General features: G+C 71.7%; 12 protein-coding genes (2 of these 12 running past the window's edge). 6 read left to right on the top strand and 6 right to left on the bottom strand.

All coding sequences use genetic code 11. The annotated features are described in order from the left end of the window. Window positions 1-1,185, top strand: the 3' portion of a protein-coding gene (locus IPG65_RS08785) for an ATP-binding cassette domain-containing protein (RefSeq protein WP_293188843.1). The gene continues 684 nt to the left of window position 1, outside the view; the window shows 1,185 of its 1,869 coding nt (coding positions 685-1,869); its start codon lies off the left edge, out of view; it ends in the stop codon at window positions 1,183-1,185. A 60-nt stretch (window positions 1,186-1,245) separates the two neighbouring features. Here IPG65_RS08785 and glmU read toward each other — a convergent pair whose 3' ends face one another. The 3 genes from glmU to IPG65_RS08770 are packed head-to-tail and all read right to left on the bottom strand — an operon-like array spanning window position 1,246 to window position 4,579. Next, a complete protein-coding gene (gene glmU / locus IPG65_RS08780; protein ID WP_293188842.1) occupies window positions 1,246-2,670 on the bottom strand; it encodes a bifunctional UDP-N-acetylglucosamine diphosphorylase/glucosamine-1-phosphate N-acetyltransferase GlmU in 1,425 nt (474 codons plus the stop codon). Beyond that, window positions 2,667-3,290, bottom strand: coding sequence for a TetR/AcrR family transcriptional regulator (locus IPG65_RS08775; protein WP_293188841.1), 624 nt, complete (start codon window positions 3,288-3,290; stop codon window positions 2,667-2,669). The genes glmU and IPG65_RS08775 overlap by 4 nt, the downstream gene beginning before the upstream one ends. A 17-nt stretch (window positions 3,291-3,307) precedes the next feature. Then, entirely contained in the window at window positions 3,308-4,579 is a 1,272-nt protein-coding gene (locus IPG65_RS08770) for a multifunctional CCA addition/repair protein (protein ID WP_293188840.1), read from the bottom strand. 24 nt (window positions 4,580-4,603) lie between these two features. On the opposite strand from IPG65_RS08770, the gene IPG65_RS08765 reads away from it, so the two are divergent. Further along, window positions 4,604-5,815 carry an amidohydrolase family protein gene (locus tag IPG65_RS08765; protein WP_293188839.1) on the top strand — a complete coding sequence of 404 codons (1,212 nt, stop codon included), beginning with the start codon at window positions 4,604-4,606 and terminating at the stop codon, window positions 5,813-5,815. Between the two features lie 22 nt (window positions 5,816-5,837). Here IPG65_RS08765 and IPG65_RS08760 read toward each other — a convergent pair whose 3' ends face one another. Then, complete coding sequence (locus IPG65_RS08760) at window positions 5,838-6,521, bottom strand: glutathione S-transferase family protein (RefSeq protein ID WP_293188838.1); 684 nt, start codon at window positions 6,519-6,521, stop codon at window positions 5,838-5,840. A gap of 206 nt (window positions 6,522-6,727) precedes the next feature. On the opposite strand from IPG65_RS08760, the gene IPG65_RS08755 reads away from it, so the two are divergent. The 4 genes from IPG65_RS08755 to IPG65_RS08740 all read left to right on the top strand — a co-directional run bounded on the left by IPG65_RS08755 (window position 6,728) and on the right by IPG65_RS08740 (window position 10,307). Beyond that, entirely contained in the window at window positions 6,728-7,618 is an 891-nt protein-coding gene (locus IPG65_RS08755; protein WP_293188837.1) for a LysR family transcriptional regulator, read from the top strand. 221 nt (window positions 7,619-7,839) lie between these two features. Then, window positions 7,840-8,310, top strand: a complete 471-nt coding sequence (locus IPG65_RS08750) for a cupin domain-containing protein (protein ID WP_293188836.1) — start codon at window positions 7,840-7,842, stop codon at window positions 8,308-8,310. Next, window positions 8,288-9,052 carry a carboxymuconolactone decarboxylase family protein gene (locus IPG65_RS08745; protein ID WP_293188835.1) on the top strand — a complete coding sequence of 255 codons (765 nt, stop codon included), beginning with the start codon at window positions 8,288-8,290 and terminating at the stop codon, window positions 9,050-9,052. Before IPG65_RS08750 ends, IPG65_RS08745 begins: the two co-directional genes overlap by 23 nt. 82 nt (window positions 9,053-9,134) lie before the next feature. Further along, window positions 9,135-10,307: an aldo/keto reductase gene (locus IPG65_RS08740; RefSeq protein WP_293188834.1), complete on the top strand. Its 1,173-nt coding sequence runs from the start codon at window positions 9,135-9,137 to the stop codon at window positions 10,305-10,307. Between the two features lie 73 nt (window positions 10,308-10,380). Here IPG65_RS08740 and IPG65_RS08735 read toward each other — a convergent pair whose 3' ends face one another. Both IPG65_RS08735 and IPG65_RS08730 read right to left on the bottom strand, forming a co-directional pair. After that, the gene (locus tag IPG65_RS08735) at window positions 10,381-11,349 is read right to left on the bottom strand and encodes a complex I NDUFA9 subunit family protein (protein ID WP_293188833.1); all 969 of its coding nucleotides are present in this window, start codon (window positions 11,347-11,349) and stop codon (window positions 10,381-10,383) included. Window positions 11,350-11,428: 79 nt separating this feature from the next. Continuing rightward, window positions 11,429-12,500 carry the 3' portion of a lytic transglycosylase domain-containing protein gene (locus IPG65_RS08730; protein ID WP_293190008.1) on the bottom strand. Its footprint extends 809 nt past the window's final position, so 1,072 of the gene's 1,881 nt are visible here — the last part of the coding sequence; its start codon lies off the right edge, out of view; the stop codon is at window positions 11,429-11,431.

Genomic DNA, 12,500 nt, shown 5'->3' with positions numbered 1-12,500 from the left:
TACCAGGTCCTGAAGGACGAGCAGATGGCGCAGGAGGCGACGATCAACGCCCGCGCCGACAAGCTGCTGGCGCAGGAGGAAGTGTGGATCCGTCAGGGCGTGGAGGCGAGGCGCACGCGCGCGCAGGGCCGCATCAACCGCCTGCAGGCCCTGCGCGCGGCCCGCGCGGCGCGGCGCGAGGCGGTGGGCCGCGTGCGCATGGACGTGGACGCCGGCGCCCCCGGCTACCAAGGCAAGCTGGTGGCCGAACTGCAGGACGTGTGTCTGGCCTTCGGCGACAAGGCCATCGTGGACGGCCTCGGCACCACCATCCTGCGCGGCGACAAGGTGGGCTTGATCGGACCCAACGGCGCGGGCAAGACCACGCTGCTCAAGCTGATCCTGGGCGAGCTCGCACCCGACAGCGGCCGCGTGCGGCGGGGCGCCAACCTGCAGGTGGCGTACTTCGACCAGATGCGCGCGGCGCTGGATCTGGACGCCACGCTGGAGGATTTCATCAGCCCCGGCAGCGAATGGATCGAGATCGGGCCCCGGCGCCAGCACGTCAAGAGCTACCTGGGCGACTTCCTGTTCAGCCCGGCGCGCGCCGCCTCGCCGGTGCGCAGCCTCTCGGGCGGCGAGCGCAACCGGCTGCTGCTGGCGCGGCTGTTCGCGCGCCCGGCCAACGTGCTGGTGCTGGACGAGCCGACCAACGACCTGGACATCGACACGCTGGAGCTGCTGGAGGACCTGCTGCAGACCTACGAAGGCACGGTGTTCCTGGTCAGCCACGACCGCGCCTTCCTCGACAACGTGGTCACCAGCACCCTGGCCTGGGACGGCCCCGGCCAGTGGCGCGAATACGAGGGCGGCGTGCAGGACTGGCTGGCGCAGAGCGCGCGCTGGCAGGCGCTGCGCGAGCCGCCCGCGCCAATCAAGGGCCAAAACGTGCCGGAGCCCGCACCGGATCAGCGCCAGCAGCCCCCAAAAAAGAAGCTCTCGTACAAGGACCAGCGCGAGCTGGACGCGCTGCCCGCGCGCATCGAGGCGCTGGAGGCCGAGCAGGCCGGCCTCCGCGCGGCGCTGGCCGATGGCACGCTCTACCAGGCTGACCTGCCCCGGGCCGTCGCGCTGCAGGCGCGCGACACGGCGATCGAGGACGAACTGCTGGCGGCGCTGGAGCGCTGGGAGATGCTGTCCGGCTGATTCGCTATCTTATCGATAGCTTTATATGCAATACCCGAGCCGGCATTTGGCCGATACAGCTTATTTTTCCTTCACCGGCCGCGCCCAGTTGGCGATGCTGACCTGCCGGCCCCGCGACACGCTCAAGGCGCCCGGTGGCGTGCTTTTGGTGATGGTGGAGCCGCCGCCCACCGTGCCGCCGGCGCCGATGGTCACCGGCGCCACCAGCACGCAGTTGCTGCCCACGTGCACGTCGGGCTCGATCACGGTGCGGTGCTTGCGGGCGCCGTCGTAGTTGGCGGTGATGCTGCCGGCGCCGTAGTTGACGCGCTCGCCCACGGTGGCGTCGCCCAGGTAGGCCAGGTGGTTGGCCTTGGCGCCGTCGGCCAGCGTGGAGTTCTTCACCTCGACGAAATTGCCGACGTGCACCTCGCGGCCCAGTTGCGCGCCGGGGCGCAGGCGGGCGAACGGGCCGACCAGCGCGCCCTCGCCCACCTGGACGCCAGCCGCCTCGCCGTCGATGTGCGTGAAGGGCTGGATCACCGCGCCCGCCGCGATCCGCGCGTTGCCGATGTGGCAATAGGCGCCGATCCGCGCGCCCTCGCCCACCTCCACCCGCCCGGTGAAGATGCAGCCCACGTCGATCTCCACGTCCTGTCCGCACACCAGTTGCGCCGGCAGGCCGGTGCGTGCGTCGTCGCGCAGGTCGAAGCGGGCCGGGTCGGCCAGGCGCACGCCCTGCTCCATCAGCGCCTCGGCCTGGCGCAGCTGGTGGGCGCGCTCCAGCGCGGCCAGTTGCAGCGGGCTGTTGACGCCCGCCACCTGCAGCGCGTCCTGGATGCGGTGGGCCGCCACCGGCACGCCGTCGGCCACGGCCATGGCAACGACGTCGGTCAGGTAGTACTCGCCCTGGGCGTTGTCGTTGGAGAGGCGCGCCAGCCAGCCGCGCAGGTGGCGCGCCGGCACGGCCATGATGCCGCTGTAGACCTCGGTGATGGCGCGCTCGGCCGCGCTGGCGTCCTTCTGCTCCACGATGCGCCGCACCGCACCATCGTCGCCGCGCACGATGCGGCCATAGCCCGCCGGGTCCGGCAGGGTGACGGTGAGCAGCGCCAGCCGGCCGCCCGCCGCCGCGTCCACCAGCGCCTGCAAGGTGGCCGCCTGGGTGAGCGGCACGTCGCCCGAGAGCACCACCACGGTGCCGTCGCCGGGCAGCGCGGGCAGGGCCTGCTGCACGGCGTGGCCGGTGCCCAGTTGCGGCTCCTGGCGCACGAATTTCAGATCAAAACCGGCTCTAGCCCTTGTCCCTCCTAAGATGGATGCTTCTACTTCAGGAGCGCCGTGGCCAGTCACCACCACCGCCGATCGGGCCCGCAGTTGCGCGGCGGTGCCCAGCACGTGGCACAGCAGCGGCCGGCCGGCCAGCGTCTGCAGCGCCTTGGGCCGCTGGCTCTTCATGCGCGTGCCCTTGCCGGCGGCCAGGATGACGACGTCGATGGTGTTCATGGAGGGGTGGGGGTGGAGGAAGGGGATGACAGGCCGCGGTCCAGCATGGCGATGACTTCGTCGGCGAAGTCGGCGTAGCTGAGCGTGCCGCCGGGGCGCAGCCAGGTGAAGGTCCAGTTGATCATGCCGAACAGCGTCATGGCGACGGCGGTCTCGTTGTGCTTGTTCACGCGCTCGGGGTAGGCGCGGCGCAGGAAGCGCGTGACGGCCGAAACCACGTCGCGCTGGCGGTCGAGGATGACCTCGCGCTGCTCCTCGCCCAGGAATTGCGCGCTGCCCAGCAGCGCGGCGTGGCGCGTGGCCGAGGTTTCGTATTCGCGCAGAAAGGCGCGCACCAGTTCGTGCAGCGTGGCGCGCTCGTCCAGCGCCTGGCGGTGCGCGGTGGCCTCGACCTGGCCGATGATGGCCAGCAACTTCTGCGTGTAGCGGTCCAGCAGGTCGGACAGGATCGCTTCCTTGCTCTCGTAGTAGTGGTAGAGCCGCGCCTTCGACGTGCCGCAGGCGGCGGCGATGTCGTTCATGCTGGTGGCCGGGTAGCTCTGGCGCGCGAAGCAGGCCGCCGCGACGTTCAGGATTTCGTCGCGCCGCAACTCGTGGTGGGCGGAAACGGGGCGGGCCATGGGGGTTCGGGGCGGAATTATCCGTCCGCGCCGGACGCCAGCGCCTGCTCGACCGCCCGCACGCGCGCGGCGTGGATGCGCGTGCCCACGGCCGGGCCGCGCTCGCCCGCGGCGTGCGCGGCCTCGGCGATGGGCGCGGTGGCCACGCCCCGGGCGGCGGCCAGCGCGGCCAGCAGGCGCGGGCGCTGCGGGTAGGCGTCTTCCTCCATGCCCAGGCGGCCGCGCGCGTCGCACTCGCAGGCCAGCAGCGCGTCGCCGAAGCGCGCCGGCTTGCGCAGCGCGTCGCAGCGCTCGAGCAGGCGCACCAGGGCGGCGGCGTTCAGCTCGCCGCTGCGGTGGATGTTGCCGTGCTCGCGCGCCACCACGTCGGCCAGCGCGGTGTAGTCGGCGGGCACGCGCAGGCGCGCGCCCACGGCCTGCAGCAGCCGGGCGCTGCGCTGTTCGTGGCCGATGTGGCGCGGCAGCGCGTCAGCGGGCGTGGTGCCCTTGCCCAGGTCGTGGGTGACACACGCCCAACGCACCGGCAGCGGAGCCTGCAGGCGCGCGGCCATCTGCAGCACCATCATCACGTGCACGCCGGTGTCCAACTCGGGGTGGTATTCGGCGCGCTGGGGCACGCCCCAGAGGCAGTTCAGTTCGGGCAGGACGGCGGCCAGGGCGCCAGTGGCGCGCAGCACCTCGAACATGCGCGCGGGGTGCGACTCCATCAGCCCGCGCGCCAGCTCCTGCCACACGCGCTCGGACACCAGGTGGTCGGCCTCGCCGTCGCGCACCATGGCCCGCATCAGCCCCATCGTCTCGGGCGCGATGCTGAAGTCGTGGAAGCGCGCCGCGAACCGCGCCACGCGCAAGATGCGCACCGGGTCCTCGCGAAAGGCGTCGGTGACGTGGCGCAGCACCTTGGCGCGCAGGTCGCGCTGGCCGCCGAAGGGGTCGATCAACGCCGTTCCTGAATCAATTTGGCCGTCAGCCCGCATCCAATCTTCGCGAGCAGCTATTGAATTGATAGTCAAGTCGCGCCGCGCCAGATCTTCCTCCAGCGTCACCTCCGGGCTGGCGTGCACGGTGAAGCCGCGGTAGCCGCGCCCGCTCTTGCGCTCGGTGCGCGCCAGGGCGTGCTCCTCGTGCGTCTCGGGGTGCAGGAAGACGGGGAAGTCGCGCCCCACAGGCACGAAGCCGCGCGCGGCCATCTGCTCCGGCGTGGCGCCGACCACCACCCAGTCGTGGTCCTGCACGGGCAGGCCGAGCAGGCGGTCGCGCACCGCGCCGCCAACCATGTAGATTTGCATGCGCCGAGTGTAGAAGGCTGCCTCATGACCTCATCTCCCGACCTGCTGATCCGCCACGTCCGCCCCCTGGGTGCCGAGCCCGCCGACGTGCTGGTGCTGGGCGGCCGCATCGCCGCCCTCGGCCCCGGCCTGGCCGCGCCCGCCGGCTGCGCGGTGGAGGACGGCGGCGGCGCGCTGCTGCTGCCCGGGCTGGTCGAAAGCCACACCCACCTCGACAAGACGATGTGGGGCCTGGACTGGTACCGCAACGAGGTCGGCCCCCGGCTGATCGACCGGATCGACAACGAGCGCGCCTTGCGCGCCGCCAGCGGGCACGACGCGGGGACGCAGTCGATGGCGCTGGCGAAAGCCTTTCTGGCCCTGGGCACCACGCGCCTGCGCACGCACGTGGACATCGACACCGACGCCGGCCTGCGCCACCTCGAAGGCGTGCTGCGCACGCGCGCCGCGCTGCGCGAGGTGCAGCAGATCCAGATCGTCGCCTTTCCCCAGTCCGGCCTGCTGGGGCGCCCCGGCACCGCCGGGTTGCTGGACGCGGCGCTGGCCGCCGGCGCCGACGTGCTGGGCGGGCTGGACCCGTGCGCCATCGACGGCGACCCGGTGCAATCGCTCGACACCTTGTTCGCCCTCGCCGAGCGCCACGGCGCGCCGCTGGACATCCACCTGCACGAGCCGGGCGCCATGGGCGCCTTCTCGCTCGACCTGATCCTGCAGCGCACCGCCGCGCACGGCATGCAGGGCCAGGTGGCGATCAGCCACGGCTTCTGCCTGGGCGACGTGCCCGAGGCCGAAGGCCGCGCGCTGCTGGAGCGCATGGCGCGCCTGGGCGTGGCGCTGATCACCAGCGCCACGCCCTCCCGCTCGGTGCCGCCCTGGAGGATGTGCCTGGAAGCCGGCGTGACCGTGGCCGGCGGCAACGACGGCATCCGCGACGCCTGGACGCCCTACGGCAGCCCCGACATGCTGGAGCGCGCCATGTTCATCGGCCTGCGCCACAACCTGCGCCGCGACGACGAGATCGCCCTGGCGCTGGACTGCGTGACGCACGCCGGCGCGCGCGGCTGCGGCTTTGCCGCCTACGGCCTGGCGCCCGGCGACCGGGCCGACCTCGTGCTGGTGGATGCGCAGACCGTGGCGCACGCGGTGGTGGCGCGGACCGCGCGGCGGCTGGTGGTGGCCGGCGGGCGCATCGTGGCGCGCCACGGCGCGCTGGTGGCCGCGGCCGTGCCGGCGTGAGGGCCGGCCGCGGCGGGCCGCGTCAGCGCCCCGTGCGGTACGGCTCCTCGAAGGGCAGGAAGTCCTGCTCCGCCAGCGCGCCGTCGATCCAGGCCGCCACGCCCGGCAGCGCGCACACGCGGTCCATGTAGGCGGCGACGTCCTCGGGCACCGGCAGCGCGTAGGTCCTGAAGCGCATCACCACCGGGGCGTAAAAGGCGTCGGCGATGGTGAAGCGGCCGAACAGCATCGGGCCGCCGTGCCCGGCCAGCAGCTCCTGCCACATCGCCACGATGCGCGCCACATCGGCACGCACGTCGGCCCGGTCGCGCCAGATGAGGGCGCCGGCCTCGGGCAGGCGGGCCTCGATGTTCATGCCGCAGGCGCCGCGCAGCGCGCCGAAGCCGCTGTGCATCTCGGCGCACACGCTGCGCGCCCGGGCGCGCGCGGGCGCCTCGCGCGGCCACAGGTGCAGCTCGGGAAAGCGCTCGGCCAGGTACTCGGCGATGGCCAGCGTGTCCCACACCGCCAGGCCGCCGTCGGTGAGCACCGGCACCTTGCCCGCGGGGCTGATGGGCCCCAGGCGCTGCTTGAACCGGGAATCGGCCGAGAAGGAATCGAAGCGCAACGGCACTTCCTCGAATTCGATGCCGGCCTGCCGCATCAGCACCCAGGGGCGCATGGACCAGGAGGAGTAGTTCTTGTTGCCGATGTAGAGCTTGAGCATGGGGTTCTCCGCGTGAAGCCCCCATGCTATCGGGGCCGCGGGCGATGGCCGATGACGAATGCCGCCGCCATTGATGCGGGCGGCGCATGGAAGCCGTCCAGATGGCCCCGCGGGAAGGCTGCCGCGCGCAGGCGGCCGCTGCACGGGCCAGGCATGGCTTTGCTAACCTGTCGCCATCCGCATGCCGACTTGAACAGGATTCAACAATGCCCAGGGACGGCTATGGCGACGTGCTCGCCTTCATCCACGTGGCGCGCGAAGGCAGCTTTACCCGCGCCGCGGCGCAACTGGGCGTTTCGCCGTCCGCGCTCAGCCATTCGGTGCGGACGCTGGAGGCGCGCATGGACGTGCGGCTGCTGACGCGCACCACGCGCAGTGTGGCGGTGACGGAGGCGGGCGAGCGGCTTCTGGCCCATGTGGCGCCGCATTTCGAGGACATCGACGCCGAGCTGGCGGCGGTGAGCGAGCTGCGCAAGAAGCCCTCGGGGCTGGTGCGCATCACCGCAGCGGAATTCCCCGCCACTTACCTGATATGGCCCAAGTTGTCGAAGGTGCTCCCGGACTACCCCGATCTCACCGTGGAAGTGACGGTGGATTACAACCGCACGGACATCGTTTCCGAGCGCTACGACGCGGGCGTGCGCCTGGGCGACGAGATCGCCAAGGACATGATCGCGGTTCCCATCAGCCCGGACATGCGGATCGCGGTGGTCGGCTCGCCCGCCTACTTCGCGGACAGGACGCGGCCCAGGACGCCGCACGACCTGGCGGAGCACAACTGCATCAACCTGCGCCTGCCCACCCACGGCGGGCTGATGGTGTGGGACTTCCGCAAGGGCCAGCGCGAGCTCAAGGTGCGCGTGACCGGACAGTGGATCTACAACAGCATCTCGCCCATCGTGCGCGCCGCGCTGGCGGGGCAAGGCTTGGCCTTCGTGCCCGATGACGCGGTGGCGGAGCACATCGCCGAGGGGCGGCTGGTCCGCGTGCTGGACGACTGGTGCCAGCCCTACACGGGCTATCACCTCTACTACCCCAGCCGCCGGCAATCCTCCGGTGCGCTGACCGTCATCGTCGAGGCGCTGCGGTATCGGTAGCCCGCGCGCAAGACAGCGAAGCGCCGTTCCGCTTCGTAGGCCGCGCCCAAGCGCGGGCTGGGCTCATTGCTGAATTCCGCTCAACACCCCGTGCGGTATTTTGGACTTAATCAAAACAGTCCCGCCCTCTACGATTTCCTCCGCTGAGACAAATCAGGCGCAGACCATCCGCATGTTCATGCGGCAAGCGGGGTCTGCGCAGCTCACAGGAAGGAATCCCCATGAGAAAGAACCTCATCGCGGCAGGTACGTCGATCGTGATGATGGGCGCGGCGTCGGCACACGCCCAAGGCATCCAGATCACCCCCGCAGGCACCACGCCCACCACTCTGGGCACGGCGCAGAACTTCAACGGCCACGTCGCGGTGGACATCAAGTCGGCGGGCGGCAGCGGCCAGCACGGCAGCGTGGGCATGGTCGATTTCGCGCCCGGCGCGCGCACCGCGTGGCACACGCACCCGGTCGGCCAGTTGCTCATCGTCACCGACGGCAAGGGCTGGGTGCAGGAGGACGGCCAGCCCCGGCGCGAGATCCAGGCCGCAGACGTGGTCTGGATCAGCGCCGGCGTCAAGCACTGGCACGGCGCGGCACAGGCCCACGGCATGCGCCACCTGGCCATCGCCTACGTGCAGGGCGGCAAGAGTGCCGACTGGAAAGAACTGGTGAGCGATGAGCACTACAACGCCCGCTAGGCGCGGCGCCACCGCGCTCGCCCTGGCCCTGGGCGTGGCGGTCACCGGCTGCGCCGCGCAGAACACCGTGGAGCCGCAACCCATGGCGCACGCACAGGCCGCTTCGGAAACGCTGTCGGCCAGGCAGCAGGCCATTCCCCTGATCGCATCCTTCATGGCTGCGAGCGACATGCCCCGGCTCCACACCGCCCTGAACCAGGGGCTGGACGCGGGCCTGACCATCAGCGAAGCCAAGGAGGTGCTGGTGCAGCTCTACGCCTATGTCGGCTTTCCCAAAAGCCTCAACGCACTGGGTGAGTTGCTGAAGGTGGTGGAGGCGCGCAGGCAGCGCGGCATCCAGGATGCGCCGGGGCGCGAGCCCAGCCGCGCCATTCCCACGGGCGGCGACCTGGCCGCCGTGGGCAAGGCCAACCAGACGAAGATTTCCGGCGCGCCGGTCAAGAACGCCGTGACGGACTTCGCCCCGGTCATCAACCAGTTCCTGCAAGCGCATCTGTTCGGCGACATCTTCGAGCGCGACAACCTCGACTGGCCAAGCCGCGAGCTGGCCACCGTCGGCGCGCTGGCCGCGACGCCCGGCGTGGAGGCGCAATTGCGCTCGCACATGCGCGCCAGCCTGCGCGTGGGCCTGACGGCCGCGCAGTTGCGCCAGTTGGCCCAGGTGCTGGCCGAGCGCGGCGACGCGGACGCCGCCCAACGGGCCCGCGAGGCCCTGGCCGCCGCATCGGAAGACCGGCGATGAACTCCGCGCCGCGCTCCGCCCCGGCGGCGGCGTGACCGAGAAGAAGCTGGACTGACCAACCCAACCCCCGGAGAAATTCGACATGAAGACACATCCCGTCGCCCAAAATCATCGCCGCCAGTGGCTGGCCACCGCCGCCACGCTGGGCGTTGCCCCATGGCTGTTGTCCGCTTGCGCCCAGACGGCCAGCGCTCCGCGCCCCACGACAGACCAGCCCGCATCCGCCGCCCGCCGGCGCCTGGGGCCTTTGGAGGTGTTCCCCATCGGCCTGGGCGTCCAATGGCATCCCAGCGGCCCGCAAGGGGTCGTTGACCTGTACCAAAGCCGCACCACCCGGCAAGGCGGCGTCGCGCTCATTCGCCGAGCGGCGGATCTGTGCATCAACTTCTTCGACACCGCCGAGGTCTATGGCCCTTTCATGTCCGAGGAATTGCTCGGAGAGGCGCTGCAGGGCAGCCGGCGCGACCGCGCCGTCATCTCCACCAAGTTCGGCTTCGACGTCGATCCGACGACGGGCCAGCGGCGCGGCGGCGTGAACAGCCGCCCCGCGCACATCCGCCAGGTCGTCGAGGCCCAGTTGCGGCGCCTGCGCACCGACCGCATCGACCTGCTGTACCAGCACCGCGTCGATCCGAACGTGCCGATCGAAGACGTGGCCGGCACGATCAAGGACCTGGTCCGGCAAGGCAAGGTGCTGCACTACGGCCTGTCCGAACCGGGCTTGCAGACCATCCGCCGCGCACACAAGGAACACCCTGTGGCGGCGATTCAGAACGAATATTCGATGCTGTTCCGCGGCCCCGAAGCCCAGGTGCTGCCGCTGTGCGAGGAGCTGGGCATCGGCTTCGTGCCCTGGAGCCCGCTGGGCATGGGCTTCCTGGCCGGCACTGTCAAGGCCACTAGCCGCTTCGAGAAGCAGGACTTCCGCGCGGCCGCCCCGCGCTTCGCACCCGATGTGCTGCCGGCCAACATGGCGCTCGCGGAGCTGGTCCAGACCTGGGCGGCCCGCAAGAACGTCACGCCGCCCCAGCTGTCACTGGCCTGGCTGACGGCGCAGAAGCCGTGGATCGTGCCGATCCCGGGCACCACCAACGTGGCCCATCTGGAGGAGAACGTCGCCGCCGCCTCGATTTCCTTCAGCGCCGCGGAGTTGAAGGAGTTGAACGCGGCCGTGGCGGCCATTCCGATCCGGGGCGCGCGCCTGCCGCCGGCCGTGCTGTCGGCCACGGGCGTCGAGGCACCGCCGAAGCGGTGAAGTGCCTGGCCAAACCCACCGCACTTGCAAGGATCCATCCCATGAACACCATCCAGGCCACCGGGCGCCGGGCTCAGCGCCCGGCCGTGCGGCGCAGCGCGTCCAGCAATGCGGCGGTGCCGGCGGTGCCCAGCACCAGGGGGCCGACGGCGGCCAGCGGCGCGGGGGTGATGCCCAGCGCCGCCAGGCCGGGCACCTGTCCGCTGGCAACGTTGTCGACCTTCATCGAGTCGAGGTTGTCCCGGCTCATCAGCGGCTGGCCGGGCGCCCATTCCATCAGCAGCGCCTGCAGGCGGCCCAGCGGCGCGGGCACGCCGATCACCGGCCGGCCGCGGCCGCCGCGCACGCCGGCCCACTGCCCGGCCAGCCGCACCAGTTCGCGCAGGGTGTAGATGTCGGGGCCGCAGGCCTCGTAGGTCCGGTCGATGGTGGCGGGATCAGCCAGGGCGCGCACCAGCGCGGCGGCCACGTCGCGCACCCAGACGGGCTGGAAGCGCGCCTCGGCACCGGCCAGCGGCACCACGGGCAGCACGCGCTGCAGGCGGGCGAAGAGATTCAAGAAATGGTCGCCGGCGCCGTAGATGACGCTGGGGCGCAGCAGCGTGACGTCCAACCCGCGCGTCTGCGCGGCCTGGCGCAGCACGGCCTCGCCGCCGGCCTTGCTGCGCAGGTACATCGACGGCGCGCCCTCGGCCGCGCCCAGCGCGCTGACGTGCACCAGCCGGCGCACGCCGGCGGCGTCGCAGGCGGCGGCCAGGCGGCGCGGCAGCTCGACGTGCACGCGCTCGAAGTCGGCCGCGCTGCCGTGCAGGATGGCGATGAGGTTAACCACGGCGTCGTGGCCGGGCAGTAGCCGCGCCAGCGCGTCGGGCTGGGTGGCGTCGGTCTGCACCAGGCTCACGCGCGGCTGGGTCCACAACGCGCGCGCCGAGGCCAGCCGCCGCGTGGGCACGGTGATGTCGGCGCCCAGGCGCACCAGGTGCTCGATGAGGTGGCCGCCGACGAAGCCGGAGCCGCCGAGGACCAGGATTTTCGGCGTCATGCGATTGCTCCTATATAAATAGCTGTTAGCGCAATACCCGTACGGGTTGCAGGCCGATTTCTTTTGAAATTCCTCCTCATCAGGGCAGATCCCGCACCAGCACCGGCTCGTCCGCCGGGGCGGGGCCGACGCGGCCCAGCCGGCTCTTCAGCGACTGCGGCTGGCCGGTCAGCAGGGCGGCGTAGTCGGTGGTGTTGGACAGCACTTTCTTCACATAGTCGCGGGTTTCGCCGAAGGGCACGCTCTCGGCCCAGATGGCGCCTTCCAGCTCGGGGCCGTTGCGCCACGCGCGCGGGCGGCCGGGGCCGGCGTTGTAGGCGGCCGCCGCCAGGGGCATGGAGCCGCGGAATTCGTCCAGCGCCAGCTTGAGGTAGTTGGTGCCGATGAGGATGTTGGTGTCCAACTCGTTGATCTGCGCCGGCGCGAAGCCTTCCAGCCCGATGCGGCGCGCCGTCCAGCGCGCGGTGGCGGGCATCACCTGCATCAGCCCCGAGGCGCCGACGTGCGAGCGCGCGTCCATGACGAAGCGGCTCTCCTGCCGGATCAGGCCGTAGACGTAGGCGGGGTCGAGCCCGATGGCCTGCGCCTGCCGCACCACGGCGCCCTGGTGCGGCATGGGAAAGCGCTGCGCGGCGTCGCTGAAGCCCTGGATGCGCTCGCTGGTGTTGATGCAGCGGTCCCACACCTGGCGCTGGCAGGCCAGGTCGGCGGCGGCGTAGAGCTGGCGCTCGCCCATGCCGCCGGGCTCGTGCAGGCTGGTCCAGTAATTCCATTCGCGCACGCCCTCGCCGCGCAGGCCCAGGGCGATGGCCTGCAGCGCGCGGGCGAGGCCAGGGTGGCGGCGCGCGGCCTCGCGCTCCTCGGGGGTGAGCGGCAACGGCGCGGACAGCGCGGCGGCGGGGCGGCCCAGTTCCTCGGCGGCCAGCTTCTCGTAGAAGCCGCGCCCGCCGGCGATGGTGTCGAGCACCTGGCGCGCGCGCTCGCGGTCGGTGTCGCCCTGCGCCAGGGCGAGCTGCGCGCGCCCCAGCCAGTAAACCCAGGCGGGGTCGCGGCGCGCCTCGTCGCCCATGGCGCCGATGGCCGATCGGACCGTGCGCCACTGGCCCTGGCGCAGCGCGGCGCGCGTCTTCCAGGCCAGCAGGTCGTCGTTC

Origin of the sequence: Ottowia sp., from assembly GCF_016703145.1 — a bacterium.
Taxonomy (GTDB): Bacteria; Pseudomonadota; Gammaproteobacteria; order Burkholderiales; family Burkholderiaceae_C; genus Ottowia.
Note: the sequence above shows the minus strand (reverse complement) of the source record. Positions and strands in the feature narration are given on the sequence as shown.

Bases quoted from the DNA above. Each gene is read 5' to 3' on its own strand.
- glmU (WP_293188842.1), bottom strand. From the start codon at position 2,670: ATGAACACCATCGACGTCGTCATCCTGGCCGCCGGCAAGGGCACGCGC.
- IPG65_RS08775 (WP_293188841.1), bottom strand. From the start codon at position 3,290: ATGGCCCGCCCCGTTTCCGCCCACCACGAGTTGCGGCGCGACGAAATC.
- IPG65_RS08770 (WP_293188840.1), bottom strand. From the start codon at position 4,579: ATGCAAATCTACATGGTTGGCGGCGCGGTGCGCGACCGCCTGCTCGGC.
- IPG65_RS08765 (WP_293188839.1), top strand. From the start codon at position 4,604: ATGACCTCATCTCCCGACCTGCTGATCCGCCACGTCCGCCCCCTGGGT.
- IPG65_RS08760 (WP_293188838.1), bottom strand. From the start codon at position 6,521: ATGCTCAAGCTCTACATCGGCAACAAGAACTACTCCTCCTGGTCCATG.
- IPG65_RS08755 (WP_293188837.1), top strand. From the start codon at position 6,728: ATGCCCAGGGACGGCTATGGCGACGTGCTCGCCTTCATCCACGTGGCG.
- IPG65_RS08750 (WP_293188836.1), top strand. From the start codon at position 7,840: ATGAGAAAGAACCTCATCGCGGCAGGTACGTCGATCGTGATGATGGGC.
- IPG65_RS08745 (WP_293188835.1), top strand. From the start codon at position 8,288: ATGAGCACTACAACGCCCGCTAGGCGCGGCGCCACCGCGCTCGCCCTG.
- IPG65_RS08740 (WP_293188834.1), top strand. From the start codon at position 9,135: ATGAAGACACATCCCGTCGCCCAAAATCATCGCCGCCAGTGGCTGGCC.
- IPG65_RS08735 (WP_293188833.1), bottom strand. From the start codon at position 11,349: ATGACGCCGAAAATCCTGGTCCTCGGCGGCTCCGGCTTCGTCGGCGGC.